Origin of the sequence: Streptomyces buecherae (assembly GCF_014295035.1) — a bacterium.
GTDB lineage: Bacteria > Actinomycetota > Actinomycetes > Streptomycetales > Streptomycetaceae > Streptomyces > Streptomyces youssoufiensis.
Window position 1 is genome coordinate 1949632 of sequence record NZ_CP060404.1, and the last position, 21312, is coordinate 1970943.

Below are 21312 nucleotides of genomic sequence, written 5' to 3' on the forward strand. Positions count from 1 at the left end.
GCGTTCGTCTGCGTCGCGGTCGTGGTTGCGGCGTCGCTCACCGGCCGGCCCCTTCGTCGTTGTCCTCGGTCGCTGCGTTGGCCGCGTCGGCCGCGGGCGCGGCGGGTGCCGCCCGCACGACGTCGGTCGGCTGGGTGGGCTGCGCGCCCTCGTCGCTCTCGCCGTTGTCGGCGGCCTCGATCGGCTCGTAGACGAGGACCGCGCGGTTGTCAGGGCGCAGTCGGGCCGCGGCGACGGCCCGCACCTCGTCGGCGGTGATGTCCAGGACCCGGCCCACGGCGCTCAGCGCGAGCTGCGGGTCACCGAAGAGCACCGCGTACCGGCACAGTTCGTCGGCCCGGCCGCCGACCGTGGCCAGCCGGTCCAGCCACTCGCGCTCCAGTTGCGCCTGGGCCCGCTCCATCTCCTCCGGGCTCGGGCCCTCAGCGGCGAAGCGCGCGAGTTCCTCGTCCACCGCGGCCTCGATGGCGGGCACCTCCACGCCGCCCGAGGTCTTGACGTCCAGCCAGCCGAGCGAGGGCGCGCCGGCCAGTCGCAGCAGTCCGAAGCCGGCCGCGACGGCCGTGCGGTCGCGCCGCACCAGCCGGTTGTGCAGGCGCGAGGACTCGCCACCGCCGAGCACGGTCAGCGCCAGGTCGGCGGCGTCCGCCTCCCGGGTGCCGTCGTGCGGCAGCCGGTAGGCGGCCATCAGGGCCCGCGCGGGCACCTCCTCGCGCACCTCCTCGCGCAACTGCGCGCCGATGGTGTCGGGCAGCGCGCCGTCCCGCGGGGTGGGCTTGCCGTCGTGCGCCGGAATGCTGCCGAAGTACTTCTCGACCCAGGCCAGGGTCTGCTCGGGGTCGATGTCCCCGACGACGGCGAGTACGGCGTTGTTCGGCGCGTAGTACGTGCGGAAGAACTGCCGCGCGTCCTCCAGCGAGGCCGCGTCCAGGTCCGCCATCGAGCCGATGGGGGTGTGGTGGTACGGGTGGCCCTCCGGGTAGACCATCGCGGTCAGCCGCTCGAAGGCGGTGCCGTAGGGCACGTTGTCGTACCGCTGGCGGCGCTCGTTCTTCACCACGTCCCGCTGGTTCTCCATGCTCTCCTCGTCGAGCGCGGAGAGCAGCGAGCCCATCCGGTCGGCCTCCAGCCACAGGGCCAGCTCCACCTGGTGGGTGGGCATGGTCTCGAAGTAGTTGGTGCGCTCGAAGCTCGTGGTGCCGTTCAGCGAGCCGCCGGCGCCCTGCACCAGCTCGAAGTGGCCGTTGCCCGGGACCTGCTTCGAACCCTGGAACATCAGGTGCTCGAAGAGGTGGGCGAGCCCCGTACGCCCCTTGACCTCGTGGCGGGAGCCGACGTCGTACCAGAGGCAGACCGCGGCGACCGGGGTCAGGTGGTCCTCGGAGAGCACCACACGCAGACCGTTCGCCAGGCGGTGCTCGGTCGCTGTCAGGCCGCCGGAGCCGGCCTGTTGCGTGGCCGTGTGACCCATGGGCATGTACGTCCCTTCGATCGCGCGATCTATCGCGGGTTGAGCAGTCCTGTCACTGTATGCAAGCGGGCTGACATCTGGCGAAGTTCCCGGCGAAGCCCCCGCGCGCGGCGGCGTCGTGCGGGCTCCGCCAGCCGGGTCGTGGTCAGCGTTGTCAGTGCGGCGGTCCACAATGGTCGGCGTCAGAACTCGCACCGGCAGGAGAAGGAGCCGCAGCCGCGATGGCCCGCCGCAGCACGAAGACCCCGCCACCGGAGGATTTCGAGGAGCGCATCCTCGACATCGACGTCGTCGATGAAATGCAGGGCTCCTTCCTCGAATACGCCTACTCGGTCATCTACTCCCGCGCGCTGCCCGACGCCAGGGACGGCCTCAAGCCGGTGCACCGCCGCATCCTGTACCAGATGAACGACATGGGGCTGCGCCCCGAGCGGGGGTACGTCAAGTGCGCCCGCGTCGTCGGCGAGGTGATGGGCAAGCTGCACCCGCACGGTGACGCGTCCATCTACGACGCGCTGGTGCGCATGGCCCAGCCGTTCTCGATGCGCCTGCCGCTGGTCGACGGGCACGGCAACTTCGGTTCGCTGGGCAACGACGACCCGCCGGCCGCGATGCGGTACACCGAGTGCCGGATGGCGTCGGCGACCTCGCTGATGACCGAGTCCATCGACGAGGACACGGTCGACTTCAGCCCCAACTACGACGGCAGCGAGCAGGAGCCCGTCGCGCTCCCGGCCGCCTACCCCAACCTGCTGGTCAACGGCTCGTCGGGGATCGCGGTCGGGATGGCGACGAACATGCCGCCGCACAACCTCGGCGAGGTCATCGCCGCGGCGCGGCACCTGATCAAGCACCCGGGCGCCGACCTCGACACGCTGATGCGCTTCGTGCCCGGCCCCGACCTGCCCACCGGCGGGCGCGTCGTCGGCCTGTCGGGCGTGCGGGACGCGTACGAGACCGGGCGCGGCACGTTCAAGATCCGCGCGACGGTGACGGTGGACAACGTTTCACCACGCCGCAAGGGCCTGGTCGTCACGGAGCTGCCGTTCGCGGTCGGCCCGGAGAAGGTCATCGCCAAGATCAAGGACCTGGTCGGCGCGAAGAAGCTCCAGGGCATCGCCGACGTCAAGGACCTCACCGACCGCGAGCACGGGCTGCGGCTGGTCATCGAGGTGAAGAACGGCTTCAACCCGGAGGCCGTCCTCGAGCAGTTGTACAAGCTGACGCCGATGGAGGAGTCCTTCGGCATCAACAACGTCGCCCTGGTGGACGGCCAGCCGCTCACGCTCGGCCTCAAGGAACTCCTGGAGGTCTACCTCGACCACCGCTTCGAGGTCGTACGGCGGCGCAGCGAGTACCGGCGCAGGAAGCGGCAGGACCGGCTGCACCTGGTCGAGGGCCTGCTCACGGCGCTGCTCGACATCGACGAGGTCATTCGCCTCATCCGGTCCAGCGAGAACGCGGCGCAGGCCAAGGAAGCGCTGATGGGCCGGTTCGCGCTGTCGGACACCCAGACGCAGTACATCCTGGACACGCCGCTGCGCCGGCTGACCAAGTTCGACCGGATCGAGCTGGAGTCGGAGCGGGACAAGCTCACCGGGGAGATCGCCGAGCTGACCCGCATCCTGGAGTCCGACGCCGAGTTGCGGAAGCTGGTGTCGAGCGAGCTGGCGACGGTGGCGAAGAAGTTCGGCACCGACCGGCGCACGGTTCTCCTCGAGTCGGCCGGTTCCACGGTGGCGTCGGTGCCCCTGGAGGTCCCCGACGACCCGTGCCGCGTGCTGCTCTCGTCCACGGGGCTGCTGGCCCGCACCGCCACCGGCGAGCCGCCGGTGGACGACGGGGCGGCCCGGCGCGCCAAGCACGACGTGATCGTCTCCTCGGTGCCGGCGACGGCGCGCGCCGACATCGGCGCGGTGACCTCGACCGGGCGGCTGCTGCGGATCGCGGTGATCGACCTGCCGACGCTGCCGGACACCGCGTCGGCGCCCAACGTCTCGGGCGGGGCGCCGCTCACGGAGTTCCTGACCCTGGCCGACGGTGAGCGCGTGGTGTGCCTGACCACGCTGGACGAGTCGTCGCCCGGCCTGGCGCTGGGCACGGCGCAGGGCGTGGTCAAGCGGGTGGTGCCCGACTATCCGACGAACAAGGGGGAGTTGGAGGTCATCACGCTCCGCGAGGGCGACGAGGTCGTCGGCGCCGTGGAGTTGCGCACCGGCGACGAGGACCTGGTCTTCATCACCAGCGAGGCCCAACTGCTGCGCTATCCGGCCGCGCAGGTGCGCCCGCAGGGGCGGGCCGCGGGCGGCATGGCGGGCGTGAAGCTGGGCGCCGGCGCCAGGGCGCTGTCCTTCGGCGCGGTGGACCCGGCCGTCGACGCGATGGTCTTCACGGTGGCGGGCGCGCGGGACACGCTCGACGGAGCGCTGCAAACGGCCAAGCTCACCCCGTTCGACCAGTATCCGCGCAAGGGCCGGGCCACCGGCGGAGTGCGCTGCCAGCGCTTCCTCAAGGGCGAGGACTGCCTGGTCATGGCGTGGGCGGGGGTGGCCCCGCCACGGGCCGCCAGCAACGCCGGCGCCCCGGTGCCGCTGCCCGAGCCCGACCCGCGCCGGGACGGTTCCGGTGTCCCGCTGGCCAAGCCGGTGGCGGCGATCGCGGGCCCGGCCGCGTAGCGGGAGCGCGCGTCGCCGCGCCGGGGCTTGTCCCCTGGCGCGGCACGTGCGGGCGCGCGGACCGTTCGGTGAGCGGTGTGGGGCACGGGCCACCGGGGGCTGCCTGCTTCGGGGGCTCGCGGGGCCTGGGGGTTCGCGAGCCTCAGACCCGGGCCGCCGGGCGAGCAGCCCGGGCGCGCGGGGGCGCGCGGCCTACTCCTCGTCCTGCTCGCGGTCCTGGTGCTGGACGTACCGCAGCACGCCCCACATGGCGCGCGCCACGGCCGCCGCCTCCGTCGGCCCGTCCGAGCCGGCCTCGGCGGCCGGGGCCGCGGTCGGCCCGACGGGCTCGGCGGTGCGCTGGGCCGGCAGCGGGGAGCCGGCCGCGCTCGCGCCGGGCTCGCCCGACAGCGCGGCCCCGGCCACGGGCCGTGCCACCTCCGCCACCTCCGCCACCAGGGGGTCGTCCGCCCGGCAGCCGGCGAGCTGGTCGCGCAGGGCGGGGGCGTCGATGCCCGAGCCGATGAGCACGAGTTGGGTCAGCCGGGGCTCGCCCGAGGGCCAGGGCTCCGGGTAGAAGCGCAGGAAGCGCCCGACGGCGTGCAGCACGTACCGGTTGCGCGGGTCGCCGGCCCCGAAGTCGACGAATCCCTTGATCCGGTAGAGCCCCGTCGGTCGCGCGTCGAGGAAGTCCATCAGCCGCCGCGGGTGCAGCGGTACGGACGAGGTGAACGCGAGGCTCTCGTACGCCGCGTGCGGGTGATCGGCGTGCCCGTCGCCGTCGCCGAGGTCCAACTCGTCGCGCAGGTCCTCGAAGGAGAGCTGTCGCCCGGCGCTCTCGTCGCGCGGGCGGCACGCGAAGAGCAGTTCCGGATCGACGCGGCCGTGCTCCGCGACGACGACCGCCGTGCCCCGGCTCAGCTCGTTGAGGGTCTCCCGCAGGGCGGTCAGCTCGGTCGGCGAGACCCGGTCGGCCTTGTTGAGGACGACCAGGTCGGCGATGGCCAGGTGCCGGTCGAGCTCCGGGTGGCGCTCCCGGGTGGCCGCGAATTCCGCCGCGTCGGCGACCTCGACCAGGCCACCGTAGACCACCCGCCGGTTGTCGCTGGCCAGCACCATCCGCACCAGTTCCTGCGGCTCGGCGAGCCCGCTCGCCTCGATGACGATGACGTCCAGGCGGGCGGCGGGCGCGGTCAGGGTGTCCAGGTAGCCGTCGAGTTCGCTGACGTCCACGGCGCAGCACAGGCACCCGTTGCCGAGCGAGACGGTCGATCCCACCTGCCCCGACACGCTCATGGCGTCGATCTCGATCGAGCCGAAGTCGTTGACGATGACGCCGATCCGGGTGTCGCCGCTGTGCCGGAGCAGGTGGTTGAGCAGGGTGGTCTTGCCCGACCCCAGGAAGCCCGCGAGGACGATGACCGGGATCTGCTGCTCGCTCAACGGGGGACCTCTCACACGGTGGGCACGGGCTGCGGCGGTGGCGGACCGACGTAGCGGGCCGCCGGGCGGATGATCTTCGAGTCCTCCGCCTGCTCCAGGATATTGGCGCTCCAGCCGACCACGCGGGCCGCCGCGAACGTCGGCGTGAACATGGCACGCGGCAGCCCGCACAGCTCCATCACGACGCCCGCGTAGAACTCGACGTTGGTGTGCAGCTCGCGGCCCGGCTTCAGCTCCGCCAGGATCGCCTCCACCTGCGTCTCCACCTGTACGGCGAAGTCCACGAGCGGGCCGCCGAAGCTCCGCGCGACGCCGCGCAGCATCCGCGATCGCGGGTCCTCGGTGCGGTAGACGGGGTGCCCGAACCCCATGATCCGCTCCCCCGCCCGCACCCGTTCCCTGATCCAGGCGTCGATCCGGTCGGGGGTGCCGATGGCGTCGAGCGTGTCCAGGGCCCGGCTCGGCGCGCCCCCGTGCAACGGCCCCGACAGCGCGCCCACCGCGCCCACCAGACAGGCGGCGAGATCGGCGCCGGTGGAGGCGATCACGCGGGCGGTGAAGGTGGAGGCGTTGAACCCGTGGTCGACGGTGGAGATCAGATACCGCTCGATGGCGCGGGCGCGCTCCGGCTCCGGCTCGGTACCGCTCAGCATGTAGAGGTAGTTGGCGGCGTACGGGAGGTCGTCCCGTGGCTCGACCGGCTCCAGGCCCTCGCCGAGCCGGTGGAGCGCGGTGAGCAGGGTGGGTACGGCGGCGCACGCCGCCAGCGCGTCCGCGCGCCGGCGCTCGGTGTCGATGTCGTACAGCGGCCGGAACCCGGCGGACGCGCCGAGCAGGGAGAGAGCGGTGCGCAGACCGGCGAGCGGACCCGACGGCCCGCTGGCGCGGGCGATGCCGGGCAGCGCGGCCCGCAGCGCCTCGGGCAGCCGCCGCAGGGCGGCGGTCCGCGCGGCGAACGCGGCCCGCCGCGCGGCGTCCGGCAGCTCTCCGTAGAACATCAGGTGCCACACGTCCTCGAAGGTGCGGCTCTCGGCGAGTTCGACGGCGGAGTACTGGCCGTAGTGGTAGAAGCCCTCGCGACCGCGGACGTCGCCGAGCGCGGTGTCGGTCACGACGACCCCCGCGAGCCCGCGCGGCACCTCGATCGGCGCGCCCTCGCCCGCCCGGCCTCGGGAGGGTGACGGCTGCTCACCACCGGCCGGCAGCGGTGCCCGCGGCCCCTGCGCGACTGCTTCGGACTCCTGGATCGGCATCTTCGACTCCCCTTCTCGCTTCACATTGATTTCGACTGTCCAGTACGCATGATCGAGCTGTCAATATTGATTGGAGCAAAGTAAATCAACATATGGAGGGGAGCTCATCAGCATGGATACGGTAAGGACATGGCGGACACGGAGTCGGACACCGAACCAGCGACCGGCCGCGGCGAGCGCCGGCTGACCACGCGCGAGGCCGCCGACCTACTCGGCGTCAAGCCCGAGACGGTGTACGCGTACGTCAGCCGGGGCCAGCTCACCAGCCGGCGCGCGCCGGGCGCGCGGGGCAGCACCTTCGACGCCGACGAGGTCGAGGCGCTGCTCCGGCGCGGACGGCGCGAGGCCGCGACGCAGTCCCAGGGGCAACCGGCCCCGGGAGACACCGTCGTACGCACCGGCATCACCCTCATCGAGCCGGACCGCCACTACTACCGCGGCGTGGACGCCACGGCGCTGGCGCGGCGGTACGGGTACGAGGAGGTGGCCGAGTGGCTGTGGACCGGGCGGCTGAGCCCCGGCGTCCGGTTCACCGCCCCGCCGGAGACCCGCGCCGCGGCGCGCCGGGCGGTCTCGGCGCTCCCCGCGCACAGCGGCCCGATGGACGGGCTGCGGGTCGCCGCCATCGCCGCCGCGGCCGCGGACCCGCTCCGCTTCGACCTGACCGAGCGGACGGTGCTGGCCAGCGCCCGCAGCCTGATCGCCACGCTGGTGGGCGCCCTGCCCCCGGCGCCGGGGCAGCGCGTGCCGGCGGCCGACGCGCCCCACTCCGGCGAGGACGCGCCCCCCGGCGCCGACCCGCTGCCGCCGAGCATCGCCGAGCAGCTCTGGCTGCGGCTCTCGCCGCACCCCGCCGACCCCGCCTCGCTGCGCGCGCTCCAGAGCGCGCTCGTGCTCCTCATCGACCACGACCTGGCCGCGTCCACGCTGGCCGTCCGGGTGGCGGCCTCGGCGCGGGCCCATCCGTACGCGGCCGTGTCCGCCGGGCTCGGCGCGGCGGACGGGCCGCTGCACGGCGCGGCCAGCGGGCTCACGCACCGCATGCTGGCGGAGGTCCTGGACCGTGGGAGCGCGGCGGCCGTCGTGGCGGACCAGTTGCGCGCCGGCGGCGGGGTCCCGGGGCTCGGGCACCGGCTCTACCCGGCGCATGACCCGCGCGCACAGGCGCTCTTCGCGCTGCTCACGGAGGTGCCCGGCGCGGCGGACGCCCTGGCCGCCGCGCGGGAGGTGACGGCGACGGCCGCCCAGCGCACCGAGTCGCACGCCAACGTGGACCTCGCGCTCGCCGTGCTGACCGTCTCGGCCGGCATGCCGCCCGAGGCCGGCGAGACGCTGTTCGCGGTGGGCCGGGTGGCGGGCTGGATCGCGCACGCGCTGGAGGAGTACGCCGAACACCCCTTGCGCATGCGCCCCCGGGGCCACTACCGGGGGCCCAAGCCGCCCCAGCCGCTGCCGTAACGCGCGCCCTCGGGAACCGGCGCACGCGGCGCACGGCCCGCGCGGTCCGTACGCGTCACCACCCTCCCGTCCCCCACACGGCGGAACGGGCGACATCGCCCGCGCCGCGCCAACGACCGCCTGAGGCCGCCGTCATCGCTGCTCACGGAGTGAGCAGCAAAGGTCCGTCCCGCCCGGTCGCGGCCACAGCTCAGGTTAGGCTCGCCTGCGTGAGCACCTGTGCGACCAGTTCGCGGGAGCTGGCCGAGCCCCTCGCGGGCACCGCCGCCACTGCCCGCACCTGGCTCCTGATCGAGCAGACCGGCCCCTGGGGCGCCAAGGCCCTCACCGCCAGCCACCTCGACCCCGAGGTGGGCCGCGCGCTGGAGCACGCCGCGGAGGGCACCGGCGTCCGCCTCGCCCTGATCCGACGGCCCGGGCGGCACGCCGACCGCCGCCTGCCGACGCGGCAGCGGGTGATCGCGGCGCACACCCTGCCCGGCCGGTCCTGGATGCGCACGACCCAGGTCAGCGATCCGGCGGCGCTGCTCGCGCTGGACTTCGCCGCCCTGGGCGCCGGCGACGTACGGGCGCTCCCGCTGGCCACCCAGCGCCCCTTCGCGCCGTGGGCGCCCCCCAGCTCGCCTCCGGGCGCCCCCGCCGCGCCCGCGCGGTGGAGCCCGTACGAGGGCGAGCCCCTGGCCTTCGTGTGCACCAACGGCAAGCGCGACCGCTGCTGCGCCCTGCTCGGCCGCCCACTCGCCGCGGAACTGGCCGCCAGCGCCACCGACGTCTGGGAGATCACCCACATCGGCGGCCACCGCTTCTCGCCCACCCTGCTCGTGCTGCCCTACGGGTACGCCTACGGCCGGGCCACCGCCCACTCCGTCAAGGAGGTGCTCGCCTCCGCGCGACGGGGCCGCGTCGTCGCCGACGGCGCGCGGGGCCGCTCCGCGTGGGGCCGCCCGGGTCAGGCCGCCGACCTGGCCGTACGCCGGCACACCGGGGAGGACCGGGCCGACGCGTTGACGGTCGCCGAGGTGCTGGCCCAGCCCGCGCGCCACGCGTCGCCCGCCGCCCACGACGCGGCACCCGCGAACGGGTCCGGCTGGACCGTCACCGTCACGCACGCCGACGGGCGCGCCTGGCGGGTCCTCCTGTCCCAGTCGCCCTCCGACCCGCCCCGCCCCGAAAGCTGCGGCGCCGCCCTCGGCACCCCCGCCCGCTTCGAGGTCGTGTCCATCCACCCCCTGCCGGCCGCGCCGCCGGCCGCCGGTTGACCGCCACGGCGCTCCCCCGTGCCCCGTCACCCGGCCGCTCGCTCCGCCGGGGCCGAGCGAAAACGTTCCGCTCTCTGTTCTGCTCCTTTTGCTCACGCTAGAACGGACACTCGTCACCTCTCAGAACACGGCACCGGCAGCCGCGCCCCCGTACGTTCATCCCCATGAGCGGGTCGGCGAGGGCGGTTCCACCGGTCCGGGCCAGGGTGGGCCGCGGTGGCGACGGGGGACGGAACGGAGGCGGACGGATGCGGATCGGGTGGCCCCGGCGCGTCTTCTCACAGGTGCTGCTCATGCAGTTGGCCATCGCCACCGGCGTCACGGCCCTGGCCACCGGCCTCTTCCTCGCACCGCTCAGCTCACAACTGGACGACCAGGCCATGCGCCGGGCACTGGCCATCGCGCAGACCACCGCCACCCGCCCCCACCTCGACGACGAGCTGCGGACGGGACGCCCGTCGGCACGCGGGCCGGTACAGGCCGAGGCGGAGGCGATCCGGCGCTCCACCGGAGCCGAGTACGTCGTGATCATGGACCGTCGGGGGGTGCGCTGGTCCCACACCTCGCCGGGCGAGATCGGCAAGCGGGTCTCCACCGACCCCAGCGAGGTGCTCGCCGGGCGCGAGCTGATGGAGATCGACCACGGCACGCTCGGCCGCTCCGCCCGCGGCAAGGTCCCGCTGCGCGACGAGCACGGCCGCATCGTCGGCGCCGTCTCCGTCGGCATCGCGTACGAGAACGTCCGGGACCGACTCCTTTCGGCCGTGCCCGGGCTGCTGGCGTACGCGGGCGGCGCCCTCGCGGTGGGCGCCGTCGCCGCCTACCTGGTGGCCCGCCGGCTCCAGCGCCGCACCCACGACCTCGCGTTCTCGGACATCTCCGCGCTGCTGGCCGAGCGCGAGGCCATGCTGCACGGCATCCGCGAGGGCGTGCTCGCCCTCGACAAGAACGGCCGGATTCGACTGGTGAACGACGAGGCGCAACGCCTGCTCGACCTCAGCCCGGGCGACACCGGACGGCCGCTGGACGAGGTGCTTCCGCTCGGCCGTACGACGGATGTCCTCGCCGGCCGCGTCACCGGCGCCGACCTGCTCACCGTCAGCAACGGGCGGGTGCTCGTCGCCAACCGCATGCCCACCGACGACGGCGGCGCCGTCGCCACCCTCCGCGACCGCACCGAACTCGAACGGCTCGGCCGCGAGCTGGACGGCACCCGCGGCCTGATCGACGCCCTGCGCGCCCAGGACCACGAACACGCCAACCGGCTCCACACCCTCCTCGGACTGCTGGAACTCGGGTTGTACGAGGAGGCGGCCGAGTTCATCACCGAGGCCGTCGGCGTGCACCGGGCCACGGCCGAACAGGTCACCGAGCGCGTCCACGACGCGCTGCTGGCCGCCCTGCTGGTCGGCAAGGCCACCGTCGCCACCGAGCGTGGCGTCTCGCTGCGCGTCTCCCCGGACACCTGGCTGCCGGACCGGGTGGTGGACCCGCCGGGGCTGGTCACCATCGTGGGCAACCTGGTCGACAACGCGCTCGACGCGGCACCCGGCGCGGTGGACCCCTGGGTGGAGATCGAGCTGTGCGCGGAGGGCGACACAATCCTGGTCCGCGTCACCGACTCCGGCCCCGGCATCCCCGCCGACCAGCGCGAACTGGTCTTCACCGAAGGCTGGTCCACCAAGACGCCACCGGCCCACGGCAAGCGTGGCATCGGGCTGGCTCTCGTGCGCCGGCTCGCCGAGCGCCAGGGCGGCAGCGCACGCGTGAGCGCCCCGGCCGCCGGCGGCGCCGAGTTCACCATCATCCTGCCGGACGCACTCACCGAGGAGCCTCGATGATCGACGTACTGGTCGTGGACGACGACGTCCGGGTGGCCGACATCAACGCTGCGTACGTCACGAAGACACCGGGCTTCACCGTCGTCGGGCGCGCCCACACGGCCGCCGAGGCCCTGGCCTGCCTCGAACGCACCCATGTGGACCTGGTGCTGCTGGACCACTACCTACCGGACGAGACCGGCCTCGCCCTCGTGGCCCGACTGCGCCAACTCGGCCACCACACCGACGTGATCATGGTGACGGCCGCACGCGACATCGCCACCGTCCAGGCCGCGATGCGCCACGGCGCCCTGCAGTACCTCGTGAAGCCCTTCACCTTCGCCGGGCTGCGCGCCAAGCTCGACGGCTACGCCGCGCTGCGCCGCGCGCTGGCCACCGACGAGGAGGCCGGCCAGGACCAGGTCGACCGCATCTTCGGCGCCCTCGGCGGCGCGTCGGCCGGCCCCCCGGCACTGCCCAAGGGCCACTCCCCGCTGACCGCGGACCTCGTACGCCAGGTCCTGCGCGGCGCCGACGGCCCGCTGTCCGCCCAGGAGGTCGCCGACCGCTCGCAGCTCAGCAGACAGACGGCCCAGCGGTACCTGAAGCTCCTTGAGCGCGCCGGCCGCGTACGCCTGAGCCTGCGCTACGGCGAAACCGGCCGCCCCGAACACCGCTACCTCTGGCGCGCCCCCTGACCAACCCCAGCTCCCCGCCACTCCCCCACCCGGGCTCCGGCCATCCAGGCGCCCCGCCGCGCACCCCGTACGCCCCCTGGCCGGCGCTGAGCCGCCTCACCAGGCCCTCCGGGGCCTCCGCCGCGTAAGGCCCCCGACACGGACCCGCCGACGCCCTGGACGGCCGTAGAGCGCCGCCACGGCGCCAGCGAGCCGGCGTGCGGGCGCCCGCGCGCCACCGAACCCCTCGGGGCACGCGTCGGGTCCCCGGCCTCGCGCCCCCCTCCGGGCGCCTACCGGCTAGGCGTCGATCCGCGACCGGTCGAGCGTCGCGGCCGAACTGGTGATGAACTCCTTGCGCGGCGCCACCTCGTTGCCCATCAGCAGGTCGAAGGCGCGCTCGGCCGCCTCCAGGTCGCTGATGTTGATCCGGCGCAGGGTGCGGTGGCGCGGGTCCATCGTCGTCTCGGCGAGCTGGTCGGCGTCCATCTCGCCCAGGCCCTTGTAGCGCTGGATGCTGTCCTTGTAGCGGACCTTCTTGCGCTCCAGCTCCAGCAGCGTCTGGCGCAGCTCGTCGTCCGAGTACGTGTACAGGTACTTGTCCTGGCCCTTCTTGGGCTGGATCAGCTCGACCCGGTGCAGCGGCGGCACGGCGGAGAAGACCCGCCCCTGCTCGACCATGGGCCGCATGTAGCGCTGGAAGAGCGTCAGCAGCAGGCAGCGGATGTGCGCCCCGTCCACGTCGGCGTCGGCCAGGAAGATGACCTTGCCGTACCGGGCCTGGTCGATGTCGAAGGTGCGGCCCGACCCCGCCCCTATGACCTGGATGATCGCGCCGCACTCGGCGTTCTTCAGCATGTCCGTGATGGACGACTTCTGGACGTTGAGGATCTTGCCGCGGATCGGCAGCAGCGCCTGGAACTCGGAATTCCGGGCGAGCTTGGCGGTGCCGAGCGCCGAGTCACCCTCGACGATGAACAGTTCGCTGCGGTCGACCGCGTCGCTGCGGCAGTCGGCCAGCTTGGCCGGCAGCGAGGACGACTCGAGGGCGGTCTTGCGGCGCTGCGCGTCCTTGTGCTGCCGAGCGGCGATGCGCGTCCGCGCCGCGGCGACGATCTTGTCCAGCACCGCCCTGGCCTGCTGCTTGACGTCCCGCTTGGAGGAGCCCAGGAACGCCTTCAACTCCTTGGCGACCACGTTGGCGACCACCCGGGAGGCCGCCGACGTGCCAAGGACCTCCTTGGTCTGCCCCTCGAACTGGGGCTCGGCGAGCCGGACCGTGACGACCGCGGTGAGCCCCTCCATCGCGTCGTCCTTGACCACGTCGTCCTCGGAGACGCGCAGCACCTTGGCCGCGCGCAACGCCTCGTTGACGGTCTTGGTGATCGAGCGCTCGAAACCGGAGACGTGGGTGCCGCCCTTGGGCGTGGCGATGATGTTGACGAACGACTTCACGGTGGCGTCGTAGCCGGTGCCCCACCGCAGCGCGATGTCCACGCCCAGGTCGCGGGTGACCTCGGTGGGCGTCATGTGCCCCCGGTCGTCGAGGACGGGGACGGTCTCCTTGAAGCTGCCCTGCCCGGTCAGCCGCAGGGTGTCGCAGACGGCCTTGTCCTGCGCCAGGTACTCGCAGAACTCGCTGATCCCGCCGTCGTAGCGGAAGGTCTCCTCGACCGGCTTGTCCTCCTCGACGCCCCGCTCGTCCCGGACGGTCAACGTCAGCCCCGGCACCAGGAAGGCCGTCTGCCGCGCCCTGGCGTGCAGCGTGTCCAGGGAGAGCTTCGCGTCCTTGAGGAAGATCTGCCGGTCCGCCCAGTACCGGACCCGGGTCCCGGTCCGGTTCTTCGGCACGCGCTTGCCCTTGAGCAGGCCGTTCGCCGGGTCGAAGGGCGCGTCCGGGCCGGACTCGGTGAAGATCCCCGGCACGCCGCGGCGGAAGCTGATGGAGTGCGTGGCCCCCCCGCGGTCCACCTCGACGTCCAGCCGCGCGGAGAGGGCGTTGACCACCGAGGCGCCGACGCCGTGCAGGCCGCCCGACGCCGCGTACGAGCCGCCGCCGAACTTGCCACCCGCGTGCAGCTTGGTCATCACGACCTCGACGCCCGACAGGCCGGTCTTGGGCTCGACGTCGACGGGGATGCCCCGCCCGTTGTCCCTGACCTCCACCGAGCCGTCCTCGTGCAGGATGACCTCGATGCGGTCGCAGTACCCGCCCAGAGCCTCGTCCACGGAGTTGTCGATGATCTCCCAGAGGCAGTGCATCAGGCCGCGGCTGTCCGTGGAGCCGATGTACATACCCGGGCGCTTGCGCACCGCTTCCAGTCCCTCAAGGACGAGCAGGTGCCGCGCGGTGTAGTTGGAGCCGCCCCGATCTGCTCCGGTCAGCAGCGCAGTGGACGGCACAGACATCTCGGCGGTCACGCGGTTCGCTCCTCGCTGAATTTCGACTGGCCCTCGGCCGGGCTCACGGGTGGGCTGGGCGCCGTCAGAAGCGTACAGATGCCTGGTAGAGCCTTTGTGCCGCCACCCGTGAGAACGCCCATGCTAATCGAGAGTCGCTCGTACGTTCGATCCCTCGATGGGGTGACGCGTACATCACGTTCCCAAGGAGGCATGAACCATTTAGGCTCCGGGCACGTCCTGATGAACAACCCGGCAACCCAGCCGGCGGGACAAGACCGACAAGCGACGTGAAACCGTAAGCCAGCGAAATACGGCTCATTCGCCGCCAACCGGCACCATCCAGCCGACTTGGAAAGAAATTTCAAGGGAAAGCCACGAACGGGAACGTTTTCGGCCTGGTTGGATGTTGACCCTGGTACGACAGCTCGTCGAGCTAGAGAAGAGGCGACGTGACTACTGTTCTGACCCCCGCGAGCCCGCTGACGGCCGCTGACCGCTGCGATCGTTGCGGCGCCCAGGCATATCTGCGCGTCGTGCTGACAAGTGGTGGCGAACTGCTCTTCTGCGCCCACCACGGGCGCAAGTTCGAGCCAGAACTCAAGAAGATCGCCGCGGAAATACAGGACGAGACCGAGCGGCTCACCGCTGCCCCGGCATCCGCGTCCACTGACTGAGGAACGCTGCCACATCGCATCCACGACGAGCGAGGACCGGCCTGGCCGGCGACGGGCGGTCGCCCCCGCAGCGCGGGGGGACCGCCCTCCTCGTCTCTCCCTCGGTATCTCCGCGGCCCGTGACTACCCGTGTCGCTCCACCAGCGGAGCCACGGCCGAGATCCGCGTATACACCCCCGGGCTGCCTGGTTGGGCGCAACCGCTCCCCCAGGAGACCAGCCCCACCAACCGTCCCCTCGCCACGAGCGGGCCGCCGCTGTCCCCCTGACACGCGTCCCGCCCACCGCTCGGGTCGCCGGCGCACACCATCGACTGCGCCACGAAGGTGCCCTCGCTGGTTCCTGGGTACGCCTCCTCGCAGCGCTTGTCATCGAGCATCTTCACCTCGGACGCCATGAGCTGCGAGGAGTAGTTGCCCGTACCCGTGGTGTCGCCCCAGCCGTAGACCTTCGCGGCCGTGCCCGGTCGATAGGCGGCGTCGCCCTCTTTCGCCATCGGAATCACCCGCTCCACGGGCTGCTCCCGTTCGAGCGTGAGCACGGCCACGTCCCCCGCGTTCGTCGCCGGATCGAAGTCCGGGTTGACCCACACGCGTCGCAGCGGGACCTCTTCGCCCAGGCCGCTCCCCAGGTCGCCACGGCCCACGATGGCCCGCAGGTCACCGACCGCGCCACGGTCCACGCCCAGCACCTCGCGACTCATACAGTGAGCCGCCGTGATCACCGTGGTCCGGGAGACGAGCACCCCACCGCAGAACTGGCCGGAGCGTGCCTCACCGAACCGGTCGCGGCTGCCCAGCGCGACGGCCCACGGCGCGTCCGCGGCCTGCACCGGCTGGCCCCCGATGACGACCCCGTCCGCAGCCGCCGCCCCCGACAGGGCCGGGACGGTCACGAGCGCCGCGAGCAGAGAAGTGGACAGCGAAGAGAGCGGGGTACGCATGCGGGCCTCCTGACCAAGCGGAGTGAGCTGTGCGCTCAGCGTCACCCAGACGGGCGCGCCCCGCATCCGGACAGCGAGCGGGCCGGGCCCTCCCGAGGAGGACCCGGCCCGCAAACGCGCAGCGTACGGCCGCCGATCAGTCCAGGTAGTCGCGCAGCACCTGGGAGCGAGACGGGTGACGTAGCTTCGACATGGTCTTCGACTCGATCTGACGGATGCGCTCACGCGTCACCCCGTAGACCTTGCCGATCTCGTCCAGCGTCTTCGGCTGGCCGTCCGTGAGGCCGAAGCGCATGGAGACCACGCCGGCCTCTCGCTCGCTGAGCGTGTCGAGAACGGAGTGCAACTGCTCCTGCAGCAGCGTGAAGCTGACCGCGTCGGCGGGCACGACCGCTTCGGAGTCCTCGATCAGGTCACCGAACTCGCTGTCGCCGTCCTCACCGAGCGGCGTGTGCAGCGAGATCGGCTCGCGGCCGTACTTCTGGACCTCGATGACCTTCTCCGGGGTCATGTCGAGTTCCTTGGCCAGCTCCTCCGGAGTGGGCTCGCGGCCCAGGTCCTGGAGCATCTGCCGCTGGACGCGGGCGAGCTTGTTGATGACCTCGACCATGTGCACCGGGATACGGATGGTGCGGGCCTGGTCGGCCATGGCGCGCGTGATGGCCTGACGAATCCACCACGTGGCGTACGTGGAGAACTTGTAGCCCTTCGTGTAGTCGAACTTCTCGACCGCGCGAATCAGGCCGAGGTTGCCCTCCTGGATGAGGTCCAGGAAGAGCATTCCGCGGCCGGTGTACCGCTTGGCAAGCGAGACCACCAGGCGGAGGTTGGCCTCCAGGAGGTGGTTCTTGGCGCGGCGGCCGTCCTCCGCGATGATCTCCAGCTCACGCTTGAGCTTGGGGGCAAGCTTGTCCGAGTTGGCCAGCTTGTCCTCGGCGAACAGGCCCGCCTCGATCCGCTTGGCGAGCTCGACCTCCTGCTCGGCGTTGAGGAGGGGAACCTTGCCGATCTGCTTGAGGTAGTCCTTGACGGGGTCGGCGGTGGCGCCGGCCGCGGCGACCTGCTGGGCCGGCGCGTCGTCCTCGTCGTCGTCGGAGAGGACGAAGCCCTGGTTCTCGGGCTCCCCCTCGCCACCCTCGGCCTTGCCCGCGGCCTGCGGCTCCTCGATGGGTTCGTCGCCGTCGAGGAGTTCGTCGGCGTCCTTCTTGGACGTCGCCTTCTTCGCGGCGGCCTTCTTGGCGGGCGCCTTCTTCGCCACCGCCTTCTTGGTCGCGGCCTTCTTCGCCGCGGCCTTCTTCGCGGGCGCTGCCTCGGTCTCGTCGCCCACCCGGTCGTCGGCCGTGGCCGTCGAGGCGGTCGCGGCGGCAGTGGTCTTCTTGGCGGCGACCGTCTTGGCCGCGACGGTCTTGGTGGCGGTGCGCTTGGCTGGGCTCTTCGCTGCGACGCTCTTGCGGGTGCGCTTCGGCGCCTCTGCGGCACTGACCATCAGCGTCACACCCTCCTCGTCGAGGACCTGGTTGAGGCTGCGCAGAACATTCTTCCACTGGGTTGGCGGAATCTGGTCAGCCTCGAAGGCCCGACGCACATCGTCGCCGGCGATCTGCCCCTCAGCCTTTCCCCGCTCGATGAGCGCCATGACAGACTCGGACTCGGCGATCTCCGACGGGAGCGTACGGGATGTGCTGGCCGACACGAACAACCTCTCGGAACGATGGAAACGGCTTCCGGCCCCGTCCGTAGACCGGAGCCGACGACCGCCGGCAAGGATGAACCGACGGCGCAGGTGGAGGCGCAGAGGACAACAGCGCCGCGAACGACGCCCGTATTCCTCCTCGGCTGCCACCTCTTTAGTCATCGCGCTGCCTCAAAGAGCGTTACGCCCAATCACCGTGGCCCGAGTCACACCACATAGCGATCCAAAACATCATGTAAGCGGACAGAGGCCGCCGCGTCGCCGAACCCACAGTCTGTCCCGGCCAGCCGGACAGGGTTCGGCGACGTCACCGCAACCGGGCAACGGGGGTCAGCGCCCCCACCAGGGGGTGCGGTCAGTGCTCACGCGGCGCGGGCACCACTCGATCGACCTCGGGGTGGACCATGAGCAGTTGAGCCATCGCGGCCTCCGCGCCGGCCCCGTCGCCGGAGCTCACCGCGTCGACGATCCGGCGGTGCTGCCCCACACTCGCCTCGGTGGAACGGTCACAGCCGGTGACCGGGCCGCCAGAGACCTGAAGCGCGGCGCCGACGATGCCGGCCAGGTGCTCCAGCATGCGATTGCCCGCGACCTGGAGCAGCACCGCGTGGAACTCGGCGTCCGCCCGCGAGTAGGTCAGGGCGTCACCCTGCCCCAGCGCGTGGCTCATGATCTCGACGACCTCGGCGAGCCGCTCCTTACCTTCCTCGCGGCCATTGCCCGCGGCGAGCCGGGCGGCGAGCGGCTCGATGGTCCAGCGCAACTGGCACAGCTCTCGTCGCTGGTCATCGCGCTGCGGCCCGAACGCCCGCCACTCGATGATGTCGGGGTCGAGCAGGTTCCAGTCGCTGACCGGGCGGACCCGGGTGCCGACGTTGGGCCGGGCGCTGACCAGGCCCTTGGCCTCCAGCACTCGCAGGGACTCGCGCACGACCGTGCGCGAGACCTCGAAGCGCTGACCGATCTCCTCCGGGACAAGTGGCCGGTCGGCCCCCAGGTCGCCGGAAACGATCATCTGTCCTAGCTGCTGGACGAGTTGGCCGTGCAGGCCGCGGCCACGGTTGCCGGTGGAGCGCCTGCCCACTCGGCCGAGCTCTGCGTCCGCGTCCCAGGCGGGGAGGGCGACACGTTCGGCGCCGGGGGCCTCGGCGTAGGGGTAGCGGTCAAGCTCGCCCGAGCCTGCGAGGCCGGAGTCGGCGGGGCGAGCCGCGGTCGTGGTGGTGTGCGCAAGGGTACTCACGCATCCTTTGTCGGCGACGCTCCGAAGGCCCTTAAGGTCTTTGGTGAAAAGCACACGAAAGGGTGATCGCCCATTACCTCATAATTGACGTCCAATCGGACAGAAGTGAGCGAGCTATGGGGAGTTGCGCACAGTTCACGCGCCCTTGAGTGCGTCCGCGTACGCCCTGGTCGGGCCCCTGCGCGACCGAGATCGACCGCCGGCGCTCATTTCGCGCGCTGCCAGCGCATGACGCGGACCGGGCGCGGACGGCCACGGAGCGCCGTGAGCACATAAGCGCACAACAGTACGGAGATCGAGAGCGCCATCACGTGCGCCACGGGTTCGCTGGCCAGTCGCGCGGCCAGGGCCAGGCCCCGGTCCGGCAGGGACGGCCATTCGACCAACGTCGCCGCGCGCACCCGGTCCGACATGCCGGCCAACGACCTCGCGGACGGCTCGTCCACCGCCCGTCGCAGGAATGTCAGCGCGAGCAGCGGCACGGTCAGGGCCGCTCCGAGCCCCAGCAGCGTGGAGCGGAGCACCGCCGCGGCCAGCAGCCCCACCCACGCGCAGCCGACCGCCAGCAGGCACCAGCCGCCCAGCAGTGCGGGCCAGTCCGCTGGCGGCCTGGCCACGTCCGGGCCGTACAGAACCCACAGCGCCGCCCCGTTGGCCAGCGCCGCGATGGTCGCGAGCAACACCGCGCCGCCCGACCAGACCAGCGACTTCGCGCCGAGGAGGGCCAGCCGTCGCGGAACGGCTCCCTGCGTCGGGGCCAGGGCGGGGTAGCGGTACTCCTGCCCGAAGGCGAGCGCGCCGAGCAGCCCGGCGCCCACGGCCACGGGCGGCAGGGGGAGCGACCTCGGCCACCCGGTGAACAGTCGGGCCGCCGCCGCGTCCCCCGTACGGGCAAGCAGCGCGCCGGCGAGGAGCGAGGCGACGAGCGTCGCGGCCGCTACGTACCAGGCAGTGCTCACGCCGAACACGCGACGTAGCTCGTAGCGCACTGGCCAGGCCGGCCCCGGCGGGGGGAACCGGGTGAGCGTCAAGGCCCGCGAGGCCGGCACCCCGCGCCCTGGGGAGGTCGGTTCGTCCGCCGGCGTGGGCCAGGGCGCGCCACCGCCGGCCACTCCCCCGGCGCCGCCGAAGCCCACCCACGAGCCGCGACCGGCCACGACGGGGCCGTCGGGCTGCGAGGCGCACGCCGGCTCGTCCGCGACAGCCAGCCGCGCGGCCTCGGGAAGCGCCTCGACCGGGGCGGTGCCGTGCTCGGGTGAATCGCCAGCACGGGTCAGAAGCGTGACGCGTTCCGGCGCCTGAGCCGGGGTCTGACGACGGTCGGCATCCCGTCTCCCCGGTGTGGTCAGGCTCGGAACCCCGAACTCGTCCGCGAGGCGGTGCACGAGGATGCCGTTGCGATAGGCGAGCTCGCCTACGGCCGCGCAACTGCTGCCGTACACGGCGATGCGACCACTCCCCTCGGGCACCACCTCGATCCGCTCCCCGGTGGCACGCGCCTCCTGCGCCAACAGGGCGGCAAGGCGGTCGGCGAACGGCGAGCGCACCACGACGCGCGGCCGCAACCGGGTACGGGCGAAGTCGGCGGCGCTCTGATCAGCGGCCAGTCGCCCTCCCTCGACGCTGATCACCCGGTCGGCGAAGCGATCCAGGCCCCGGGGTTCGCTCGTGGTGACGAGCACCGCGCCGCCCTGGTCCGCGTAGCCACGCAGCAGGCCGTGCAGCCAGGTGGTCTCGCGGGGCGACAGGTCACGCACGGGTTCGTCGAGGACCAGCGCGTGCGGGTCACCGAGGAGCGCGCACGCCAGGCCGAGGCGGCGGTCCATGCCGCGCGAGTAGTCGCCCAGCCGCTGCTCGGCAAGGCTGCTCAAGCCCACGAGCTCCAGCACCTCGTCCGCGCGCCCGACCGGCACCCCGGCAGCCGCCGTGAGCATCCCGAGGTGCCGCCGCGCGGTCCGCGCGGGGTGGCCCGGAACATCGCCGAGCACCACTCCGACTTCGCGCGCGGGGTGCGGCACCCGGTGCAGGGGGCGGCCACGGAAGAGTGCGAGACCACGCCCGGACTCCAGTTGCAACAACAGACGCAGCGCGGTGCTCTTCCCGGCACCTGGCGCCCCGAACAGAACGGTGACGAGTCCCGGACGCGCTTCGAAGGTGAGGTCGTCGACGACGGGCGGCTGGTTGCGACGGGGGGCACTGGTCAGCCCGATGGCCTGGATCATGGCTTCTCTCGCGAGGCATGAGACCGCACTGCGGCACGTGGGATATGGGCTATCGCAGCACCGTAACCCCATCTGTCCTATCTTCTCCGCATACGCAACCTTT

At 72.5% G+C, this 21312-nt stretch carries 14 protein-coding genes; 6 read left to right on the forward strand and 8 right to left on the reverse strand.

Annotated elements, in window-relative coordinates:
• Positions 1-37: 37 nt before the first annotated feature.
• Complete coding sequence (locus H7H31_RS07110; RefSeq protein WP_187062897.1) at positions 38-1477, reverse strand: M16 family metallopeptidase; 1440 nt, start codon at positions 1475-1477, stop codon at positions 38-40.
• Between the two features lie 215 nt (positions 1478-1692).
• On the opposite strand from H7H31_RS07110, the gene H7H31_RS07115 reads away from it, so the two are divergent.
• A complete protein-coding gene (locus H7H31_RS07115; protein ID WP_187062898.1) occupies positions 1693-4146 on the forward strand; it encodes a DNA gyrase/topoisomerase IV subunit A in 2454 nt (817 codons plus the stop codon).
• A gap of 192 nt (positions 4147-4338) precedes the next feature.
• Here the strand turns inward: H7H31_RS07115 and H7H31_RS07120 are convergent, their stop codons facing one another.
• Both H7H31_RS07120 and H7H31_RS07125 read right to left on the reverse strand, forming a co-directional pair.
• Entirely contained in the window at positions 4339-5568 is a 1230-nt protein-coding gene (locus tag H7H31_RS07120; protein ID WP_187062899.1) for a CobW family GTP-binding protein, read from the reverse strand.
• Positions 5569-5579: 11 nt separating this feature from the next.
• Entirely contained in the window at positions 5580-6821 is a 1242-nt protein-coding gene (locus H7H31_RS07125; RefSeq protein ID WP_187062900.1) for a citrate synthase, read from the reverse strand.
• Positions 6822-6950: 129 nt separating this feature from the next.
• On the opposite strand from H7H31_RS07125, the gene H7H31_RS07130 reads away from it, so the two are divergent.
• From H7H31_RS07130 to H7H31_RS07145, 4 genes are all read left to right on the forward strand, one after another.
• Positions 6951-8279 (forward strand): citrate synthase, encoded by a 1329-nt coding sequence (locus H7H31_RS07130; RefSeq protein ID WP_187062901.1) that lies wholly within the window; start codon positions 6951-6953, stop codon positions 8277-8279.
• A 209-nt stretch (positions 8280-8488) separates the two neighbouring features.
• Complete coding sequence (locus H7H31_RS07135) at positions 8489-9538, forward strand: sucrase ferredoxin (protein ID WP_187062902.1); 1050 nt, start codon at positions 8489-8491, stop codon at positions 9536-9538.
• A 248-nt stretch (positions 9539-9786) separates the two neighbouring features.
• On the forward strand, positions 9787-11379 hold the full coding sequence (locus H7H31_RS07140; protein ID WP_232109726.1) for an ATP-binding protein: 1593 nt from the start codon (positions 9787-9789) through the stop codon (positions 11377-11379).
• On the forward strand, positions 11376-12056 hold the full coding sequence (locus H7H31_RS07145; protein WP_176164506.1) for a response regulator: 681 nt from the start codon (positions 11376-11378) through the stop codon (positions 12054-12056). The genes H7H31_RS07140 and H7H31_RS07145 overlap by 4 nt, the downstream gene beginning before the upstream one ends.
• A 279-nt stretch (positions 12057-12335) precedes the next feature.
• Here the strand turns inward: H7H31_RS07145 and H7H31_RS07150 are convergent, their stop codons facing one another.
• Positions 12336-14456, reverse strand: a complete 2121-nt coding sequence (locus H7H31_RS07150) for a DNA gyrase/topoisomerase IV subunit B (protein WP_176164505.1) — start codon at positions 14454-14456, stop codon at positions 12336-12338.
• 431 nt (positions 14457-14887) lie between these two features.
• Between H7H31_RS07150 and H7H31_RS07155 the strand changes: the two genes are divergently transcribed.
• On the forward strand, positions 14888-15112 hold the full coding sequence (locus H7H31_RS07155; protein WP_187064377.1) for a DUF7455 domain-containing protein: 225 nt from the start codon (positions 14888-14890) through the stop codon (positions 15110-15112).
• Between the two features lie 123 nt (positions 15113-15235).
• On the opposite strand, the gene H7H31_RS07160 is transcribed toward H7H31_RS07155, so the two are convergent.
• The 4 genes from H7H31_RS07160 to H7H31_RS07175 all read right to left on the reverse strand — a co-directional run bounded on the left by H7H31_RS07160 (position 15236) and on the right by H7H31_RS07175 (position 21209).
• Positions 15236-16054: a serine protease gene (locus tag H7H31_RS07160; protein ID WP_187064378.1), complete on the reverse strand. Its 819-nt coding sequence runs from the start codon at positions 16052-16054 to the stop codon at positions 15236-15238.
• Positions 16055-16190: 136 nt separating this feature from the next.
• A complete protein-coding gene (locus tag H7H31_RS07165) occupies positions 16191-17747 on the reverse strand; it encodes an RNA polymerase sigma factor (protein WP_187064379.1) in 1557 nt (518 codons plus the stop codon).
• Between the two features lie 355 nt (positions 17748-18102).
• The gene (locus tag H7H31_RS07170; protein WP_269475442.1) at positions 18103-19041 is read right to left on the reverse strand and encodes a FadR/GntR family transcriptional regulator; all 939 of its coding nucleotides are present in this window, start codon (positions 19039-19041) and stop codon (positions 18103-18105) included.
• 152 nt (positions 19042-19193) lie between these two features.
• Complete coding sequence (locus H7H31_RS07175; RefSeq protein WP_187064380.1) at positions 19194-21209, reverse strand: ATP-binding cassette domain-containing protein; 2016 nt, start codon at positions 21207-21209, stop codon at positions 19194-19196.
• Positions 21210-21312 lie beyond the last annotated feature (103 nt).